Below are 18,309 nucleotides of genomic sequence, written 5' to 3'. Positions count from 1 at the left end.
GGAAACGGCTCCGGCTCACGGAATCCGAGGATTCCCGCGAGCCGGAGCCGTTCGTGCGAGCCCGAGGTCGGGCCGAGGGGCGGAGCTCAGCTCGCCATGCGCGCCTTGAGGTTCTCGTCGAGCGTGGCGAGGAACTCCTCGGTCGTCTGCCAGGCCTGATCCGGGCCGACGAGGAGCGCGAGGTCCTTCGTCATGCTGCCGGACTCGACCGTCTTGATGACGACGTCCTCGAGGGTCAGCGAGAAGTCGATGAGCTCCTGGTTGCCGTCGAGCTTGCCGCGGTGCGCGAGGCCGCGCGTCCAGGCGTAGATCGAGGCGATCGGGTTCGTCGAGGTGGGCTTACCCGCCTGGTGCTGGCGGTAGTGGCGCGTGACGGTGCCGTGCGCCGCCTCCGCCTCGACGACGCTGCCGTCGGGGGTGGAGAGGACCGAGGTCATCAGGCCGAGCGAGCCGAAGCCCTGCGCGACGGTGTCCGACTGGACGTCGCCGTCGTAGTTCTTGCAGGCCCAGACGTAGCCGCCCTCCCACTTCATGGCCGAGGCGACCATGTCGTCGATGAGGCGGTGCTCGTAGGTGAGGCCGGCGGCCTCGAAGCGCTCCTTGAACTCGGTCTCGAAGATCTCCTCGAAGATGTCCTTGAACCGGCCGTCGTAGGCCTTGAGGATCGTGTTCTTCGTGGAGAGGTAGACCGGGTAGTTGCGGGTCAGACCGTAGTTGAGCGAGGAGCGCGCGAAGTCGCGGATCGACGAGTCCTGGTTGTACTGGACCTGCGCGATGCCGTCGTCGGGGGCCTTGTAGACCTCGAACCTCATCGGCTCGGAGCCGTCCTCGGGGGTGAACTCGACGGTGAGCGTGCCCTTGCCCTTGAAGACGAAGTCGGTGGCGCGGTACTGGTCGCCGAAGGCGTGGCGGCCGATGATGATCGGCTTGTTCCAGCCGGGCACCAGGCGCGGGATGTTCGAGATGATGATCGGCTCGCGGAAGATGACGCCGCCGAGGATGTTGCGGATCGTGCCGTTCGGCGACTTCCACATCTTCTTCAGGCCGAACTCCTCGACGCGCGCCTCGTCGGGCGTGATGGTCGCGCACTTGACGCCGACACCGTGCTTCTGGATGGCGTGGGCCGCGTCGATCGTGACCTGGTCGTCGGTCTGGTCGCGGTACTCCATGCCGAGGTCGTAGTACTCGAGGTTCACGTCGAGGTACGGGTGGATCAGGGTGTCCTTGATCTTCTGCCAGATGATCCGCGTCATCTCGTCGCCGTCGAGCTCGACGACGGTTCCTTCAACCTTGATCTTCGACATTGCACTCCCAGGGTCTCGTTGCACCGCCCCGCTGCTGCGAGGGACGGGTGGCTCCGCGGCCGCTCCAGACGGCCTCGACCAGCCTACCCGAGGCCGGAACTGTCTCGACGTCGAGACAGTTCTCCGCGAGGAGGAGCCCCGCACCCTGCGCGCCGCGACGCTCGTCCGCGAGGAGGATGACCGCCGCCGAGCCGGGCCGCTAGATTGGGCGGCATGAGTGACCTCCGCCTGGAAGAGCTGTCGGCCGCGAACATCTCCGCCGTGAACGGACTGAGCCTCAAACCGGGTCAGGAGCAGTTCGTCGCACCGGAGTCGTACTCCGCGGCCGCCGCCGTGATCGACCCGGGCGCCGCCTGGCAGCGGGCGATCCTCGACGGCGACGAGCTCGTCGGCTTCATCCACGCGCACTTCGACCCGCAGGCGCCGGAGGAGTTCCGCAGCTGCATCTGGCGGATCAACATCGACGCGGCCAAGCAGGGCCGCGGTGTCGGGACCTTCGCCGTCCGTGCCGCCGCCGACGAGGCGCGGGCCCGCGGCTTCGACACCCTCACCGTGATCTGGGAGTCCGGCGCCGACGGCCCTGAGCAGTTCTTCCGCTGGATCGGCTTCGAGGTCATCGGCGAGACCCCGTACGGCGAGAACATCGGGGCGCTGAAGCTCTGACCGAGCGTCCCGACGACGCGGCGGACCCCGCCGACTTCGTCTCGGCGGTCCTCGCCGTCGTCGACGCGATCCCGCCCGGCCGTGTGATGGCCTACGGCGAGATCGCCGCGGTGCTCGGCACCCGCGCCGCCCGCGCCGTCGGCACGGTGCTCGCCCGCTACGGCTCCGACGTGGCCTGGTGGCGGGTGGTCCGCTCCGGCGGCGCCCCGGCGATCGGGCACGAGGAGCGCGCCCGCGAGCACTACGAGCGCGAGGGCACGCCGCTCGTCGCGACGCCGGGCGGCTACCGGGTGGACGTCCGCGCCGCGCGCTGGACGCCCTGACCGCGGCGGCGGACCCTCCGGCTCAGACCAGGGAGTCGCGCCAGGCCGCGTGCAGCGTGGCGAAGCGGCCGTCGCCCGCGATCAGCGCCTCCGGCGTCCCGTCCTCGACGATGCGGCCGTGCTCCATCACCAGTACCCGGTCGGCGATCGCGACCGTCGACAGCCGGTGCGCGATGATCACCGCGGTCCGGTCCGCGAGCAGCGTCTGCAGGCCGAGCTGCACCAGCCGCTCGCTCGGGATGTCGAGCGAGGAGGTCGCCTCGTCCAGGATCAGCACCGCCGGGTCCGCCAGGAACGCCCGCGCGAACGAGATCAGCTGGCGCTGGCCGGCCGAGACCCGGCCGCCGCGCTTGTTCACGTCGGTGTCGTAGCCGTCCGGCAGCGCCTGGATGAACGCGTGCGCGCCGACCGCCTTCGCCGCGTCGACGATCTCGTCGTAGGAGGCCGAGGGCCGGCCGATCGCGATGTTGTCCGCGACGGAGCCGGAGAAGAGGTACGCCTCCTGGGTCACCATCACGATCGCGCGCCGAAGGTCCTTCGGGTGCAGCTGCCGGAGGTCGACGCCGTCGAGGGTCACCACTCCGTCGGTCGGGTCGTAGAACCGCGAGATGAGCTTCGCGAGCGTCGACTTGCCGGCGCCGGTCGAGCCGACCAGCGCGATCGTCTGGCCCGCGGGGATCCGCAGGTCGAAGCGCGGCAGGATCTCCCGGTCGGTCGTGTAGGCGAAGCGGACGCCCTCGAAGCCGAGCGCCCCCCGCGCCTCGCGGAGGTCGACAGGGTGCGCCGGATCCGGGACGCTCTGCTCCTCCGCGAGGACGCCCGAGATCTTCTCGAGCGCGGCCGCCGCGGACTGGTAGGAGTTGTAGAACATCGCCATCTCCTGCACCGGCGCGAAGAACCGCCGGGTGTAGAGCAGCACGCCGAGCAGGGCGCCGATCTCGAGACCGCCGTCGAGCACCCGCATCCCGCCGAAGAAGAGCACGGCCGCCATCGTGACGTTGCCGATCAGCACGAGACCGGGGTCGAAGGTGCCGAAGACGCCGAAGACCTTCTTGTAGGCGACTCGGTAGCGCTCGACGACTACGCCGAAGGCCGACTCGTTGCGCTCCTGGGTGCGGAAGGTCTGCACCGCGCGGATCCCGGTCATCGTCTCGACGAACTGGACGATCAGGCGGGACGACGCGACGCGGGTGCCGCGGAAGAGCGATTGCGAGCGCTTCTGGAACCAGCGGGTCAGGATCGCCAGCGGCACGAGAGCGCAGGCGAGCACGAGGCCGCTGACGCCGTCGAGCGAGACCAGCGCGATGGCGACGAAGCCCATGTAGAGGGCGCCCTGCACGAGCTGGTTGATGCCGGAGTCGAGCAGCTCGCGGATCGAGTCGAGGTCGCTGGTCTGCCGGGAGATGATCCGGCCGGAGGTGTAGTTCTCGTGGAACTCCAGGCTCAGCTTCTGGGTGTGCAGGAAGACGCGCTTGCGCAGGTCGATCAGGATCGCCTGGCTCACCCGCGCCGACAGCACGGTGTACCAGGCGACGAGGACGGCGCCGACCACGCCGGTCAGGACGTAGGCGATCACGGTGAGGACCAGCGGGGTCGCGTCGCCGTCGAGGATCGCCGGCAGCCCGTTGTCGATGCCCAGCGCGATCAGCGCCGGCCCGGCGACCTGCGCGGCGGTCGAGATCACCACCACGACGGCCGTCAGCACCAGCCGCATCCGCAGCGGGCGGAGCAGCGATCCGAGCAGCGCGAGCGAGCGCCGACGCAGGGCCGCGGACTCCGCGCGGGTGAGGTCGTCGCGCTCCTCGGTGGATCCGAGAGTGCTCATGATCGGGTCTCCAGCTCCGTGAGGTCGGTCAGGTCCGTCAGCTCGGCCTCGGCGCGCGGGCGCGAGCCGACGCGCTCGGTGCCCCGGGGACGGGCGAGCTCGTCCTCCTCGAGGCTCGAGATGACGAAGCGGTAGTGCGGGCTGCTCGCGAGCAGCTCGGTGTGGGTGCCGACCGCCGTGACGCGGCCCTCCTCGAGGAGGGCGACGCGGTCGGCGAGGGCGACCGTCGACGGGCGGTGCGCGACGATCAGCGCGGTGGTGTCGCCGAGCACGCGGCGCAGGCCCTTCTCGACCCGCGCCTCGGTGTCGACGTCGAGGGCCGACAGCGGGTCGTCCAGGACGAGGACGGCGGGACGCGCGGCGATCGCGCGCGCCAGGGCGAGCCGCTGGCGCTGGCCGCCGGAGAGGCTCATCCCCTCCTCGCCCACGGTGGTGTCCAGCCCGTTCGGCAGGGTGTGCACGAAGTCCGCCTGGGCGATCTCGAGCGCCTCGAGCAGCTCCGCCTCCGAGGCGTCCGGGCGGCCGAGAAGCACGTTCTCGCGCACCGAGGTGGAGAAGAGTGTCGCGTCCTCGAAGGCCATGCCGACGTGGGAGCGCAGCTCGTCGCGCCGGAGGTGCCGCACGTCGACGCCGTCGATCTCGATCGCCCCGCCGGTCACGTCGTAGAGGCGCGGCAGCAGTGCGGTGAGCGTCGTCTTGCCCGAGCCGGTGAGGCCGACGAGCGCCATCGTCTCGCCGGGCTCGACCTCGAGGTCGACGCCGTCGAGGAGGTCGGCGAAGCGCTCGGGCGCGTCCTGGTAGCGGAAGTGCACGTCGCGGAAGCTCACTCGGCCGAGCGGCCGGGCGATCGACGCGGGCGTCTCCGGATCGGTGATCGTGTTCCGGCTGTCCATCACCTCGAAGTAGCGGTCGACGGCGGTGCGCGCGTCGAACGTCATCGAGAGCAGGAAGCCGATCGACTCCACCGGCCAGCGCAGCACCGTCGCGGTGGCGAAGAAGGCGAAGAGCTCGCCGACGCTGAGCTGCCCGTCGGCGGCCAGCCAGACTCCGGCGAGGAGGCAGAGCGCGAAGGCGATGTCCGGGATGAGCAACAGGACCACCCAGATGCCCGCGATGGCCTTCGCCTTTTCCACCTCGGTGCCGCGCAGCTTCTCCGCCTGATCGGCGAAGCCGGCGAGCGCGTGCTGGTGGCGGCCGAACGCCTTGAGGACACGGATGCCGTGCACCGACTGCTCGACCGTGGTGGCGAGGTCGCCAGCCTGGTCCTGGCTGCGGCGCGCGATGCTCGAGTAGCGCTTCTCGAAGGCGAAGCCGTAGATCCAGACCGGGATCGAGCAGGCCACGAACAGCGCGCCGAGGATCGGGTTCCAGTAGACCAGCACGCCGAAGCCGACGACGATCGTCAGCGCGTTGACCACCAGCAGCACGAAGCCGAAGGCGATCCAGCGGCGGATGAGGCTGAGGTCGCTCATCGCGCGCGAGAGCAGCTGCCCGCTCTGCCAGCGGTCGTGGAACGAGACGGGCAGGTCCTGGAGCTGGCGGTAGAGCGCGCTGCGCATCCGCGCCTCGACCCGCGTGCTCGGGGTGAGCACCATCCGGCGGCGCAGCGCGATGGCGGCGGCCTCGAGCACGCCGAGCAGGAGCACGACGACGACCGGGCCGATCAGCGGGCCGAGGTCGCCGGAGCCGGCGGCGGTCGCGCCGTCGCCGAGCGGTCCGTCGACCAGCTGCTGGAGGACGATCGGGATCGCGAGCGAGACGAGGCTGGCCACGAGGGCGATCGCGATGCCGCCGACCAGGCGGGGCAGCGCGTCGCCGACGAACGGGACCAGGCGCAGCAGAGTGCGGAGGGTGTTCGGGCGCTTCGGAGCGGCGGGCGGGGAGGACTGTGCGAGCACGGTGCTGGGCTTTCGCGACGGAGGACGGAGCCCTGCGGCACCGTGGCGTCGCGAGGGCGGGGATGCCACCGGCCCGTTGAGGGCTTCTGGGCAGCCTTGAAGGCTATACCCGGTCCCTCGGCGGCGTCCACCGCTCGGCGACCGCGGGCGCGGATCGCCGGGTCGTCTTCTGCACCACGACCGGCCCCGCCGAGTGCCCGCGCGAGCGGCGCCGAGGCTGTCAGCGCACCCGCACCGACAGGCAGGTCACGCAGCCCTCGAGCTTCTCGAACTCCGAGATGTCGACCGTCACGACGCGGTAGCCGAGCTCGCGGAGCAGCTCCGCGCTCCGCGGCGCGGACGCCGCCATCAGCAGTGTGTCCGGGCCGAGCACGACCACGTGGGCGCCTCCCTCCTCCGGCATCGGCAGGAAGGAGGGGAAGAGCCGCGGCTCGTCGACGACGGACTCCCAGCCGATCACCGTGCCGTCCGGCAGCGCGGTGACGGCGCTCTTGAGGTGCAGCGCGCGGGTGAGCGGGACCGCGACGACGCTCAGCCCGAGCGGACGGAGCAGGGCCCGGAGCTGCGCGACGCCCTCGGCGTTGGTGCGGCCGCCGCGGCCGACGTAGACGGTGGAGCCGACGCGGAGGACGTCGCCGCCCTCCAGGGTGCCGGGCGCCTCGATCCGGTGCACGATCAGGTCGAGGGCGCGAGCCGCCTCCTCCGCGCCGTCGACCTCGCCGCGGCGCGACTCGGCGCCCGGGCGAGTGAGGACCGCGTGCCCGTCGACGACGAGCAGCGCGTCCTCGAGGAAGACCGAGTCGGGCAGCTCAGGCGCCGTCGTGACCTGGACGGTCTCCCAGCCGGCCTCCTCGAGTGCGTCGACGTACTCCTCCCACTGCTGCAGCGCCTTCACCCGGTCGACGGGGACGCGCTCGAGGTGGGTGAGCTCGCCGGCGTTGAGGTCGTCCGCGGGCTGCCGGATGAGGGCGATGCGGCGCTCCGGACGGGCGGCGGTGGCCGAGGACTTCGCGGACCTGGCGTGCGTCGATGCGACGGCGATGCGGTGGCCGAGGGTCGCGGCGGCGATCACGAAGGCGAGCAGGAAGACGAGGTTGAGCCCGCCGAAGGTCTGCACGATGGAGAACCAGACCTCGCCGGTGATCGGCTCGCCCGTCGCGCTGGCCTGCACGAGGGTGCCGAAGACGGCGCCGACGATCCCCGCGACGAGCCCGGCGATCGCCGCCGTCCAGGCGCGGGCGAGCAGCCCGGCCGCGGCGAGGACGAGCACTACCACGAAGGCGAGCACGCTCGAGAGCAGGAAGTAGGCGTTGACCTGCGGGATCGACGTCGGCGCCAGCTGGTTGCCGATGAAGAAGGCGAGCAGGTTGGCGAGGTGGGCCGCGACCGCCGTGGCCGCCGCGGCGGCGAGCGCCGTCAGCAGGCGCCGCCTCACGGTCGGAGCGGTGGCGGCGGTCGGGGCGGTGGGCGCGTTCAGCGTCGAGTCGGAGGGCACCCGGAGACCCTACGCGCCCGCACCCCTGCGCCCCCTGCCCAGACCCTTGCAGCCGTCTGAGAGCCGCGGGCCGGGCCGCGCCCGCCCGGCTCCCCCACCACTCCTCACAAGTCGTCGTACCCGACGCCCCAGTACGACAACTCCTGGAGAGCAGAGCGGGCCCTCCGCGGCTCGGAAGCCGCCGACTCCGCAGAAGTTGCGGTAGTCGTGCCCCACTACCGCAACTTTTGAAGAGTGGCGGCGCGCACCGGGTCCGCTCCCCCGAGGACGCAGAAGTTGTCGCACTCGACGCCCCACTACGACAACTCCTGGAGAGCGGAGCGGCTCCTCCACGCTCGGCAGCCGCCGACTCCGCAGAAGTTGCGGTAGTCGCGCCCCGCTACCGCAACTTCTGGACAGTGGCGGCGCGCACCGGGTCCGCTCCCCCGAGGACGCAGAAGTTGTCGTACTCGACGCCCCACCACGACAACTCCTGGAGAGCAGACACCTCGGTCCAGGCCCGGAGGCCGCCGACTCCGCAGAAGTTGCGGTAGTCGCGCCCCGCTACCGCAACTTCTGGAGAGTGGCGGCGCGGCGCCGGGCTCGCTCCCCGAGTCCGCAAAAGTTGCCGGACTCGACGCTCGACTACGACAACTTCTGGAGAGCGGAGGGACCCGTCCGCGCTCGGAGGCCACCGACTCCGCAGAAGTTGCGGTGGTCGCCCCCCCACTACCGCAACTTTTGGAGAGTGGCGGCGCGGCGCCGGGCACGCACCCCGAGTCCGCAAATGTTGTCGGACTCGACGCTCGACTACGACAACTTCTGAGGAGTGGAGCGGGCAGACCCCGACTCCCGAAGGGAGAGGCCGCGTGCGGGGATCGCGTGCCAGGCGATTCCCGCGGCGGCCGACGCGACCCGCTCTGCGGAACGCACCACCCCAGGAGGCCGACCGCGCCACGCCGCGCGAGGAGCGGCGTGGAAGACAGCACCGGGAGAGGCGCTTCATCGGGGATCGCGTGCCAAGCGATTCCCGAGAGCGCCGACGCGACCCGCCCTGCGGAACGCACCACCCCGAGAGGCCGACCGCGCCACGCCGCGCAGGGAGCGGCGTGGAAGAAGGCGCCCACTGAGCGCCTGCGGCGCTCAGTGGAAGAAGTGCCGCTCCCCCGTCGTGTACATGGTGACGCCGGCGCGCTTCGCGGCCTCGATGACCTCGGGGTCGCGGACGGAGCCGCCGGGCTGGACAACGGCCTTGACGCCGGCGGCGAGGAGGACCTCGAGGCCGTCGGCGAAGGGGAAGAACGCGTCGGAGGCGGCGACGGAGCCGGGGGCGCGGTCGCCGGCACGGGAGACGGCGAGGTGGCAGGAGTCGACGCGGTTGACCTGGCCCATGCCGACGCCGACGGAGGCGCCGCCCTTGGCGAGCAGGATCGCGTTCGACTTGACGGCGCGGCAGGCCTTCCAGGCGAACTCGAGGTCGAGCATCGTGTCCGCGTCGGCGGGCTCGCCGGCGACGAGGTCCCAGCCGGAGCTGACCTCGCCGGGGCCGCCGATGAAGCGGTCGGGCTCCTGCAGCAGGATCCCGCCGGAGATCTGCTTGAACTCGGTCTCGACGGGGGCGTAGAAGTCGGGAAGCTGCAGCAGGCGCAGGTTCTTCTTGGTCTTCAGCACCTCGAGCGCCTCGGGCTCGAAGCCGGGGGCGACGAGGACCTCGGTGAAGATCTCCTTCACCGTCTCGGCCATGGCGAGGGTGACGGTCCGGTTCGCGGCGATGACGCCGCCGAACGCGGACACCGGGTCGCACTCGTGGGCGCGGCGGTGCGCGGACGCGATGGGGTCGATGGCCTTCGCGCCCGCGATCGCGATGCCGCACGGGTTGGCGTGCTTGATGATCGCGACGGCGGGGAGGACGAAGTCGTAGGCCGCGCGGACGGCCGCGTCGGCGTCGACGAAGTTGTTGTACGACATCTCCTTGCCGTGCAGCTGGCGCGCCTGGGCGATGCCGGTGCCGTCGGGCGAGACGTAGAGCGCCGCCTTCTGGTGCGAGTTCTCGCCGTAGCGGAGCACCTGCTGCCGGGTGCCGCGGATCTCGACCGAGCCGGGGAACTCGGACTCGCCACCCGCCTCCTGCCCGGCGAACCACGCGGCGACGGCGGAGTCGTAGGAGGCGGTGTGCGCGAAGGCGCGCGCGGCGAGCGTGCGGCGGGCGGCGAGGGTCGTGCCGCCGGTGCCGAGCGCGGCGACGACGCCGGCGTAGTCGGCCGGATCGACGACGATCGCCACGTTCGCGTGGTTCTTCGCCGAGGCGCGGACGAGCGCGGGGCCGCCGATGTCGATGTTCTCGACCACGGTCGGCGCGTCGGCGCCGCCGGCGACGGTCTCGCGGAACGGGTAGAGGTTCACGACGACGAGCTCGAACGGCGCGATCTCGAGCTGCTCGAGCTGCTCGCGGTGCGAGGCGAGACGCACGTCCGCGAGGATGCCCGCGTGCACGCCGGGATGCAGGGTCTTCACCCGGCCGTCGAGCGACTCCGGGAAGCCGGTCACGGCCGAGACGTCGGTGACGGAGTGGCCCGCGTCGCGGATGGTCGCGGCGGTCGAGCCGGTGGAGACCAGCTCGACGCCGGCGCCGGCCAGCGCCGAGGCGAGCTCGAGCAGCCCGGTCTTGTCGCTGACCGAGATCAGCGCCCGGCGGACGGGGACGACGTCGCGGTCGTCGTAGCTGCTGGGATCGTGTGCGGTGATGCTCATGCGCGGGCGAGCTCCTCGAGATCGACGGTTCCGTGGGCGATGTCGAGCACCGTCTGCACCAGCAGGCGACGCTCGATGGTCTTGATGCGCTCGTGCAGCGCGTGCTCGCTCTCGCCGGGGAGCACGGCGAGGCTCTCCTGGGCGATGACCGGGCCGGTGTCGACGCCGGTGTCGATGACGTGCACCGTCACTCCGGTCTCGGTGGCGCCGGCGGCGAGGGCGTCGCGGACGGCGTGCGCACCGGGATACAGCGGCAGCAGTGCCGGGTGCGTGTTGATCATCCGCGGACTGAGGGCGTCGACGACGACGGGCGGCAGGATCCGCATGAAGCCGGCGCAGACCACCAGGTCGGGCTGCCAGCCCTGGATCTGCTCGAGCAGCTCCGCGCCCCAGGCGTCGCGGGAGGCGAAGGCGCCGGGCGTCACGGTGAAGGAGGGGACGTCGTGCGCCTCGGCGTGGCGCAGGCCGTCGGCATCGGTGTCGCTGCCGACCGCCACGACGCGGGCGGGGAAGCGGTCGTCGCGCGTCGCCTCGAGCAGCGCGCGGAGATTGGAGCCACCGCCGGAGATGAGGACGACCAACTTCAGCACTGCGCAAGTCTAGGGGGACGCCTCCGCGGCGACCACCGGCGGTCGGGCCCGGCGGTCGGGCCCGGCGCTCAGCCGCGGCGGATGCGGCCGGCGGCCAGTCCGAGACCCGCGGCGAGCGCCAGCTCGAGCGCCGCGAAAGCGCCGACGAGCAGCGGGTCGGGCCCGACCTGGACGAGGCGCCCCGGCCCGGCCGCTCCCGCCGAGAACCAGGCGAGCAGCCCGAGCAGCAGACCGCCGACCACGCCGATGCCGCCCGCCGCGGCCGCACCCCAGCGCAGCAGCGACCGCCCGTCGAGCCCGTCGACGACTTCCGCGCGCAGCCGCCAGCCGGCGAGGAAGCCCGCCAGGAGCGGCACGAGCAGACCGAGGAAGGCGAAGGCGAGCTCGCCCTGCGGCAGTGCCGCGAGCACGGGGATCGAGGGGATCGGGCCGAGGAGGGTCCCGGCCGGAGCGACGGACGAGCCGGCGCCGAGGGCGAAGCCCGGTCCGATCAGCCAGCTCGCCGCCCAGATCACCAGGTTCGGGAGGATCGCCAGCTGCCCGAGCGTCAGCGCCAACCCGCCGAGCGCCTCACCGCCGAGACCCTCGTAGAGCGCGACGACGGCGGCGTAGTCGGCGACGAGCAGCACCGCGACGAGCACGCCGGCGACCCCGATCACGCCGGCCGCCGCGAGCGTGCCGCCGCGCAGCGAGGCGAGGACGAGCGGTGCGGCCGGCTCGGGGAGGCGGTGCAGCGTCCGGTCGGCGAACTCGCCGATCGGGTCGCGCTCGCCGCTCCTGGCCGAGTGGGTCGCGGCTCCGATCACCACGCCGAGTCCGAAGACGAGCGGCGGGAGCAGCGTGCCCTGCAGGACGTCGATCCGGGCGACGTCGGTGGTCGCGCCGAGGGTGACCAGCAGCGCGACGAGGAGGTAGGTGGCGATCGCCGAGCCGATCCCGAGGAGGCGGTAGGGCGACTCCTGCGCGCGGCGCCCCGTGCGGGCGCCCAGCAGGATCGCGAGGAGCGCGAACGCGAGCGGCGCGATCGTGATCGCGAAGGGCTGCCCGCCGTCCGGGAGTCCGAGCGCCAGCGGGGAGTCGGGGGCGAAGGCGGCCTGCAGATCCGCGCCGTGGCCGAGCAGCCAGGCGTCCGCGGCGACGCGCCAGAAGACGCTCCAGTCGACCGCCGTGTCGTACTGGACGGCCCAGAGGATCGTCAGCGGCACGAGCGGGATCGCGAGCCCGATCAGCGCCGAGAGCGCGGCGTCGAAGGCGGCGAGGAGTGCGACGGTGATCCGGTTCATGAGCCTGTCGAGCCTATCGGCGGCCCCGCCCGCGACCGCTCAGCGACGCCCCGGACGAGCGGCGACCGACCAGCGTCGGAAGCAACTCGACCAGCATGCACCGCCGCGCCATGCTGATCGAGTAGCCCGCGCAGCGGGCGTATCGAGATCCACCCGCGTCACCAGAGCAGCCGTCCCCTAGGGTCGAGCCGTGACGACCAGCGCCTCCCGCACCGAGCGCGGACTCGACCGCCTGGTGAACTTCACCGACGCGACGGTCGCCATCGCGATCACGTTCCTCGTGCTCCCCCTCGTCGACGTCGTCGAGGAGGGCGGCGCGACCGACCTCGGCGCGCTGCTCGGCGGCCACTACGGCACGCTCTCGGCGTTCTTCATCACCTTCGCCGTGATCGGGCGGCTGTGGCTGGTGCACCACGCGGTCTTCGAGGGCGTGGCCCGCTACTCCCCCGCGCTGGTCGCGGTGAACTTCGTCTGGCTCGCGGCGATCGTGCTGCTGCCGTTCGCGGCGAATCTGCTGTCGAACGTCTTCACCACCGACCCGAGCGTGTTCGCGCTCTACATCGGCACCATGATCGTCGCGAGCACCGCGACCCTGGCGATGCAGCTGATCCTGCGCCGGGACCCCGCCCTCCTCGTGCCCGGCACGGACCCGCTCCGCTCGCTCTCGCGCTCACTGATCGTGATCGCGCTGCTGGCCGCTGCGCTCGTGCTCGCCGTCACCCTCCCGAGCGTCAACATGTTCGCGCTCCTGCTGCTGCTGCTCTCCGGCCCGATCGAGCGCCTGGTGCACCGCGGTCACCCGCCGGAGCGGCACCGGCCCACCCGCACGGAGCGGGGCCTCGACCGCCTGGTCAACTTCTCCGACGCGACCGTGGCGATCGCGATCACGATCCTGGTGCTCCCGCTGGTCCAACTCGCTCCCGAGATCGGCCGCGACGGCGGCGGCGTGGGCGAGGTCCTCGGCCAGCACCTCGACTCGGTGCTCGCCTTCGCGCTCTCCTTCACGCTGATCGCGGTGTTCTGGATGCCGCACCACCGGGTCTTCGAGCTGGCCGGCGACTACGACGCGGGGCTGGTCTGGCTCGATCTGCTCTGGCTGGTCGCGATCGCGTTCTTCCCGTTCTCGACCAGCGCCATCGCCCTGCTGCCCGACTCGCGCGCGACGATCGGCCTCTACATCGGCACGATGGTCGTGGTCAGCGGGGCGCTGCTGCTGATCGAGCTGCGGCTGCGGCGCCGGCCGCACCTGCTGCGGGAGGGCGCCGGGCCGGTCCGGCTGGCCCCCGCCGTCGTCCCGTTCGCCCTCCTCGTGCTCGCCCTCGCGCTCGCACTGCTCGTGCCCTCGGTCGGACTCTGGTGGCTGCTGCTGCTGATCGCCCAGCGCCCGCTCTCGCTGCTCCTGCTGCGCCGCAGCTAGGCGGCGGGCGTCCAGCCCAGCCGCGGCGCGATCTCTGCGGCGATCGTCCGCAGGATCCGCCGGTGCGACTCGACCCCGCCGACCGCGGGCAGCGTGATCGTGAGCGAGTCCGCCTCCGCCAGGGCCGGATCGGCCGAGAGCGACGCGACGATCTCGTCGACCGTGCCGAGGTGCAGCGGGCTGAAGCGCATCGGCGCCGCGATGATCGAGCGGTCGGCGGTGCGCGGCCGGCCGTCGTCGTTCATCCGGGCGAGGTAGCCCTCGATGAAGGGGCGGTGCGCCTCCTCGTCCGCGGGGCCGGTCAGCGGCAGCACGATGCGCCCCGCCGTCACCCGCGAGGTGCGCCCGGGGTGGGCGGCGGCGAACGCCTCGCGGTAGGCGCGGATCTGCGCGGCCTGCTGCTCGGCGAACGACAGCCCGGTCTCCTCCGTGTTCAGCGTCGAGACCTGGAGGTGCATGCCCTGCTCCCCGGCGCGGACCGCGGAGGCGGTGGTGCCGGCGCCGTACCAGAGCCGGTCGGCCAGACCGGGCGCGTGCGGCTGCTGCACGAGCGGATCGCCGACCGGCACCGACATCAGTGCCGACTCCGCGATGCCGAGCACCGAGCCCGAGAGCGCGTCGCGCAGGCGCTCGATCCGCTCCTGCGCCTCGGCGCGGAACTCCCGCTCGGCCTGCCCGAAGACGCCGTCGAAGACCGAGGCGAGGTGCGCGAAGCCGCTGCTGACGCCGAGGTCGAGCCGGCCGCCGGAGAGCAGGTCCACCGTGGCCGCGTCCTCGGCGAGGCGGACGGGCGACTCGTAGCGCGCGCCGATCACGGCGGTGCCGAGGCGCAGGCGCCGGGTGCGCTGCGAGGCGGCGGCGAAGAAGGTCATCGGCGAGGCGAGGAAGCGCTCGAAGTGCCGCACCCGCACCCAGCCGGTGTCGTAGCCGAGCTCCTCCGCGAGCTCGAACAGCGCGAGGCCGTCCTCGAGGCTGCGCGCCGCATCGCCCGGCTGCTCGGGGCCCTCGGGGTAGGGCACGAAGGTCAGGAAGTCGAGTCCGAGGCGGCGGGTCACCCCTGCACGCTACCGCCGCCGGGGGCCCGAACGATCGCACGGGACCCCCTGCCGAGGCAGAGGATCCCGTGCGATCGCGTCCCGTGGCGCGCGGGACGGTGGTGCGCTACAGCGCCGCGTAGACCTCGCGGAGCAGGTCGGCCGTCTCGGAGGGCGTCTTGCCCACGCGGACTCCGGCGGCCTCGAGGGCCTCCTTCTTCGCCTGCGCGGTGCCCGCGGAGCCGGAGACGATGGCGCCGGCGTGGCCCATGGTCTTGCCCTCGGGAGCCGTGAAGCCCGCGACGTAGCCGACGACCGGCTTGGTGACGTTCGCCTTGATGAAGTCGGCCGCACGCTCCTCGGCGTCGCCGCCGATCTCGCCGATCATGACGATCGCCTTGGTCTCGGGGTCCGCCTCGAACGCCGCGAGGGCGTCGATGTGCGTGGTGCCGATGATCGGGTCGCCGCCGATGCCGATGGCGGTCGAGAAGCCCAGATCGCGCAGCTCGTACATCATCTGGTAGGTCAGCGTGCCCGACTTGGAGACGAGGCCGATCGGGCCCTTGCCGGTGATCGTCGCGGGGGTGATGCCCACGAGCGACTCGCCCGGCGTGATGATGCCGGGGCAGTTCGGGCCGATGATCCGGGTCTTGTTGCCCTTCTCCTGCGCGTAGGCCCAGAACTCGGCCGAGTCCTGCACCGGGATGCCTTCGGTGATGACGACGAGGAGGCCGATCTCGGCGTCGATCGCCTCGATGACGGCGTCCTTCGAGAAGGCGGGCGGGACGAACGCGATCGAGACGTCGGCGCCGGTGGCCTCGATGGCCTCCTTGACGGTGCCGAAGACGGGCAGCTCGACGTCGCCGTGGGTGACGGTCGTGCCGGCCTTGCGGGCGTTGACGCCGCCGACGACGTTCGTGCCGGCCTTGAGCATCAGCGCGGTGTGCTTGGTGCCCTCGCCGCCGGTGATGCCCTGGACGATGACCTTGGAGTCCTTGTTGAGGAAGATCGACATGCTTGTTCTCTGATTCCTTGAGTCGAGGGGGTCGTTACGCGGCGGCGAGTGCGGCGGCCTTGTCGGCGCCCTCGTCCATCGTCGCGGCCAGGGTGATGAGCGGGTTGGCGGCGGCCTCGAGGATCGCGCGGCCCTCCTCCACCTTGTTGCCGTCGAGGCGCACGACGAGCGGCTTGGTCGCCGAGTCGCCGAGGATCTCGAGGGCCTGCAGGATGCCGTTGGCGACCGCGTCGCAGGCGGTGATGCCGCCGAAGACGTTGACGAAGACGCTCTTGACCTGCTCGTCGCCGAGGATCACGTCGAGGCCGTTCGCCATCACCTGGGCGGAGGCTCCGCCACCGATGTCGAGGAAGTTGGCGGGCTTCACGCCCTTGTGCTTCTCGCCGGCGTAGGCGACGACGTCGAGCGTGGACATGACCAGGCCCGCGCCGTTGCCGATGATGCCGACCTCGCCGTCGAGCTTCACGTAGTTGAGGTCGTTCTCCTTGGCCTTGGCCTCGAGCGGGTCGGCCGCGTCCTTGTCCTCCAGCGCGGCGTGCTCGGGGTGGCGGAAGCCGGCGTTCTCGTCGATCGAGACCTTGCCGTCGAGCGCGACGATGTCGCCCTCCTCGGTGAGCACGAGCGGGTTGACCTCGACGAGCGTCGCGTCCTCGCCGGTGTAGACGTCGTAGAGCTTCACGAGCACGGGGGCGACCTTGGCGATCAGCTCCTCCGGGAACTTCGCCGCGCGGGCGATCTCCTCGGCCTTGGCCTGGTCGATGCCCTGGCCGGGGACGACCTCGACGCGCGCGAGCGCCTCGGGGCGCTCGACGGCGAGCTGCTCGATCTCCATGCCGCCCTCGTAGGAGGTGAGCGAGAGGTAGGAGCGGTTCGCCCGGTCGAGCAGGACCGAGAAGTAGAACTCGCGGTCGATGCGGGCGCCACCGGCGACCATGACGCGCTTGACGACGTGGCCCTTGATGTCCAGGCCGAGGATCGACTTCGCCGCCTCGAACGCGTCGTCCGCGGTCTTCGCGACCTTCACGCCGCCCGCCTTGCCGCGGCCGCCGATCTTGACCTGCGCCTTGACGACGGTGACGCCGCCCAGCTTCTCCGCCGCGGCGCGCACCTCCTCCGGCGTGTCGGCGATGATGCCGGGGAGCACGGGCACGCCGTACTTCTCGAACAGATCACGGGCCTGGTATTCGAAGAGATCCACGCTGCATTCCCATTCCGCGCCGAGCGCGCTTGCGTTCCGAGTCCGAGGTCGGCCCACGGCGCCGGCGGTCCGTGCTGTCCGGATCCGCGCTGGTGGTCCGCTGCGCTGTCCGGAGTCTCGGCACGGTTCTGTGTCGGCACTCTTCCTGGGCCGCGCCAACTCTACTCCGGACCCCGCGAGGCGTTCCTGCGCCGCGGGGCGCGCAGCGGCGGACTGTGGAGGGACCACCGGATCGCCGCGTGTGGAGGGACCTGCCCCGCGTACCGTGGAGGGATGCCCCTGCGCGCACCCGCCGACCGCGACGTCTTCCGCGAGGGCGTCTTCCTCGTCGCGGGCGCGCGCGCCATCCTCCTGCAGATCGCGCACCCCGCGGTCGGCGCCGGCGTCGCCGAGCACTCCGACTTCGTCCACCGCGCGCTCGGCCGGCTGTTCGGCACCCTCTCCTACCTCTACGCCCTGCAGTTCGGCAGCCCCGAGGACGTCCGCTCGGTCCAGCGCCGGGTGAACCGCGCGCACGCGCCGGTCCGCGGCCCCGGCTACACCGCGTTCGATCCGGAGCTCCAGCGCTGGGTCGCCGCGACGATCACCCAGTCGATGCTCCAGCTCCACGAGGGCGCCTTCGGCCCGCTCGGCCGCGAGGAGGCGGACGAGATCGTGCACCGCTCCCGCGTCGTCGGCACGGCGCTGCAGATGCCCGAGGAGCTCTGGCCCGACTCCCGCGCGGCCTTCGACGCCTACTGGGAGCGGGAACTCGCCCGGCTCGAGGTCACGCCCGCCGCGCGCCGGGTCGCCCACGACCTGCTCGACGGCGGGATCGCCGCCTGGTGGCTGCGACCGGTCGGCCCCTACCTCCGCCTGATGACGGCGGGCCTCCTGCCGCCCGAGCTCCGCGCGCCGTTCGGCTTCCGCTGGAGCGCCCGGCAGCAGAAGCGGTTCGACCGGGCGCTCGCCCGCACCTTCGCCGTCTACCGCGTCCTGCCGACCGCGGTGCGCACCGCGCCGAGCCGGTTCTTCCTGGCCCGGGTGCGCGCGGAGTCCGACCGGGGTCTCAGAAGCCGGCCGTGATCGTCCAGCCCGCGTAGGCGGCGAGCTCCAACCCGAGCGCCTGCGCGGCGGCCCGCGCCTCGTCCTGCCCGCGCTCGTCCCGGACGTCGACGCTGATCGGCACGCTGTCGCCGAAGCCCGCGACCGAGACCCGCGCGCTGGTCGGACCGCTGTAGAGCGGGACGTGCGCATCCGCGGTGCGCGCGCCGACCACCCGCGAGCCCGTCGCCTCCGCGATCACGGCCAGCGCGAACGGCGCCGTCGCGATCGTCTCGGTGTAGAGCGTCGCCTCGCCGCGCATGAGCGCCTCCTCCGTCGTCGCCTCGACTGTACGGGCGCCCGTGCTCGGGTGCAGGCCCTAGTCTCCGGCGGGATCCGCTCCCTCGCCGACGACCACCACCAGCCTGCCGCCGCACTGTCGCAGAGGGAGGGCACGCTGAGCATCCGATGCGCAGCGCTTGAACGGCGCCCCCGGCGGATCTACCGTGAA

15 protein-coding genes are annotated in these 18,309 nt (G+C 72.2%); 4 read left to right on the top strand and 11 right to left on the bottom strand.

Going from position 1 to position 18,309, the window contains the following annotated elements; genetic code table 11:
- Window positions 1–86: 86 nt before the first annotated feature.
- Window positions 87–1,304, bottom strand: coding sequence for an NADP-dependent isocitrate dehydrogenase (locus MT351_RS15565; RefSeq protein ID WP_123735074.1), 1,218 nt, complete (start codon window positions 1,302–1,304; stop codon window positions 87–89).
- A 213-nt stretch (window positions 1,305–1,517) separates the two neighbouring features.
- Here MT351_RS15565 and MT351_RS15560 point away from each other — a divergent pair, with 213 nt between their 5' ends.
- Both MT351_RS15560 and MT351_RS15555 read left to right on the top strand, forming a co-directional pair.
- Entirely contained in the window at window positions 1,518–1,967 is a 450-nt protein-coding gene (locus MT351_RS15560; protein WP_123445122.1) for a GNAT family N-acetyltransferase, read from the top strand.
- On the top strand, window positions 1,901–2,290 hold the full coding sequence (locus MT351_RS15555) for an MGMT family protein (RefSeq protein WP_308197769.1): 390 nt from the start codon (window positions 1,901–1,903) through the stop codon (window positions 2,288–2,290). Before MT351_RS15560 ends, MT351_RS15555 begins: the two co-directional genes overlap by 67 nt.
- Before the next feature lie 22 nt (window positions 2,291–2,312).
- Here MT351_RS15555 and MT351_RS15550 read toward each other — a convergent pair whose 3' ends face one another.
- The 6 genes from MT351_RS15550 to MT351_RS15525 form a co-directional block, all read right to left on the bottom strand.
- On the bottom strand, window positions 2,313–4,115 hold the full coding sequence (locus MT351_RS15550; protein ID WP_132436004.1) for an ABC transporter ATP-binding protein: 1,803 nt from the start codon (window positions 4,113–4,115) through the stop codon (window positions 2,313–2,315).
- Window positions 4,112–6,013, bottom strand: coding sequence for an ABC transporter ATP-binding protein (locus tag MT351_RS15545; RefSeq protein WP_132436005.1), 1,902 nt, complete (start codon window positions 6,011–6,013; stop codon window positions 4,112–4,114). The genes MT351_RS15550 and MT351_RS15545 overlap by 4 nt, the downstream gene beginning before the upstream one ends.
- Window positions 6,014–6,233: 220 nt before the next feature.
- Entirely contained in the window at window positions 6,234–7,508 is a 1,275-nt protein-coding gene (ddaH, locus tag MT351_RS15540) for a dimethylargininase (RefSeq protein ID WP_308197768.1), read from the bottom strand.
- 1,122 nt (window positions 7,509–8,630) lie between these two features.
- Window positions 8,631–10,238 (bottom strand): bifunctional phosphoribosylaminoimidazolecarboxamide formyltransferase/IMP cyclohydrolase, encoded by a 1,608-nt coding sequence (purH, locus tag MT351_RS15535; RefSeq protein WP_243582591.1) that lies wholly within the window; start codon window positions 10,236–10,238, stop codon window positions 8,631–8,633.
- On the bottom strand, window positions 10,235–10,828 hold the full coding sequence (gene purN, locus MT351_RS15530) for a phosphoribosylglycinamide formyltransferase (RefSeq protein WP_123735069.1): 594 nt from the start codon (window positions 10,826–10,828) through the stop codon (window positions 10,235–10,237). The genes purH and purN overlap by 4 nt, the downstream gene beginning before the upstream one ends.
- Before the next feature lie 68 nt (window positions 10,829–10,896).
- A complete protein-coding gene (locus MT351_RS15525) occupies window positions 10,897–12,111 on the bottom strand; it encodes a DUF6350 family protein (RefSeq protein WP_243582590.1) in 1,215 nt (404 codons plus the stop codon).
- A 190-nt stretch (window positions 12,112–12,301) separates the two neighbouring features.
- Here MT351_RS15525 and MT351_RS15520 point away from each other — a divergent pair, with 190 nt between their 5' ends.
- On the top strand, window positions 12,302–13,528 hold the full coding sequence (locus MT351_RS15520) for a TMEM175 family protein (RefSeq protein WP_243582589.1): 1,227 nt from the start codon (window positions 12,302–12,304) through the stop codon (window positions 13,526–13,528).
- Here the strand turns inward: MT351_RS15520 and MT351_RS15515 are convergent.
- The 3 genes from MT351_RS15515 to sucC all read right to left on the bottom strand — a co-directional run bounded on the left by MT351_RS15515 (window position 13,525) and on the right by sucC (window position 16,775).
- Complete coding sequence (locus MT351_RS15515) at window positions 13,525–14,583, bottom strand: LLM class flavin-dependent oxidoreductase (protein ID WP_123735066.1); 1,059 nt, start codon at window positions 14,581–14,583, stop codon at window positions 13,525–13,527. The genes MT351_RS15520 and MT351_RS15515 overlap by 4 nt on opposite strands.
- A 106-nt stretch (window positions 14,584–14,689) precedes the next feature.
- Window positions 14,690–15,577 carry a succinate--CoA ligase subunit alpha gene (sucD, locus tag MT351_RS15510; RefSeq protein ID WP_123445113.1) on the bottom strand — a complete coding sequence of 296 codons (888 nt, stop codon included), beginning with the start codon at window positions 15,575–15,577 and terminating at the stop codon, window positions 14,690–14,692.
- Window positions 15,578–15,611: 34 nt separating this feature from the next.
- Window positions 15,612–16,775 carry an ADP-forming succinate--CoA ligase subunit beta gene (sucC, locus tag MT351_RS15505; RefSeq protein ID WP_123702180.1) on the bottom strand — a complete coding sequence of 388 codons (1,164 nt, stop codon included), beginning with the start codon at window positions 16,773–16,775 and terminating at the stop codon, window positions 15,612–15,614.
- 273 nt (window positions 16,776–17,048) lie between these two features.
- Between sucC and MT351_RS15500 the strand changes: the two genes are divergently transcribed.
- Complete coding sequence (locus tag MT351_RS15500) at window positions 17,049–17,840, top strand: oxygenase MpaB family protein (RefSeq protein WP_123735065.1); 792 nt, start codon at window positions 17,049–17,051, stop codon at window positions 17,838–17,840.
- On the opposite strand, the gene MT351_RS15495 is transcribed toward MT351_RS15500, so the two are convergent.
- A complete protein-coding gene (locus MT351_RS15495) occupies window positions 17,824–18,120 on the bottom strand; it encodes a hypothetical protein (RefSeq protein WP_123702176.1) in 297 nt (98 codons plus the stop codon). The two genes, MT351_RS15500 and MT351_RS15495, sit on opposite strands and share 17 nt — an antisense overlap.
- Between the last annotated feature and the right edge of the window lie 189 nt (window positions 18,121–18,309).

This window comes from Rathayibacter sp. VKM Ac-2926 (assembly GCF_022815565.1).
GTDB lineage: Bacteria > Actinomycetota > Actinomycetes > Actinomycetales > Microbacteriaceae > Rathayibacter > Rathayibacter festucae.
This window is presented reverse-complemented; position numbering and strand designations above follow the sequence as displayed.

Bases quoted from the DNA above. Each gene is read 5' to 3' on its own strand.
- MT351_RS15565 (WP_123735074.1), bottom strand. From the start codon at position 1,304: ATGTCGAAGATCAAGGTTGAAGGAACCGTCGTCGAGCTCGACGGCGAC.
- MT351_RS15560 (WP_123445122.1), top strand. From the start codon at position 1,518: ATGAGTGACCTCCGCCTGGAAGAGCTGTCGGCCGCGAACATCTCCGCC.
- MT351_RS15550 (WP_132436004.1), bottom strand. From the start codon at position 4,115: ATGAGCACTCTCGGATCCACCGAGGAGCGCGACGACCTCACCCGCGCG.
- purH (WP_243582591.1), bottom strand. From the start codon at position 10,238: ATGAGCATCACCGCACACGATCCCAGCAGCTACGACGACCGCGACGTC.
- MT351_RS15525 (WP_243582590.1), bottom strand. From the start codon at position 12,111: ATGAACCGGATCACCGTCGCACTCCTCGCCGCCTTCGACGCCGCGCTC.
- sucD (WP_123445113.1), bottom strand. From the start codon at position 15,577: ATGTCGATCTTCCTCAACAAGGACTCCAAGGTCATCGTCCAGGGCATC.
- MT351_RS15500 (WP_123735065.1), top strand. From the start codon at position 17,049: ATGCCCCTGCGCGCACCCGCCGACCGCGACGTCTTCCGCGAGGGCGTC.
- MT351_RS15495 (WP_123702176.1), bottom strand. From the start codon at position 18,120: ATGCGCGGCGAGGCGACGCTCTACACCGAGACGATCGCGACGGCGCCG.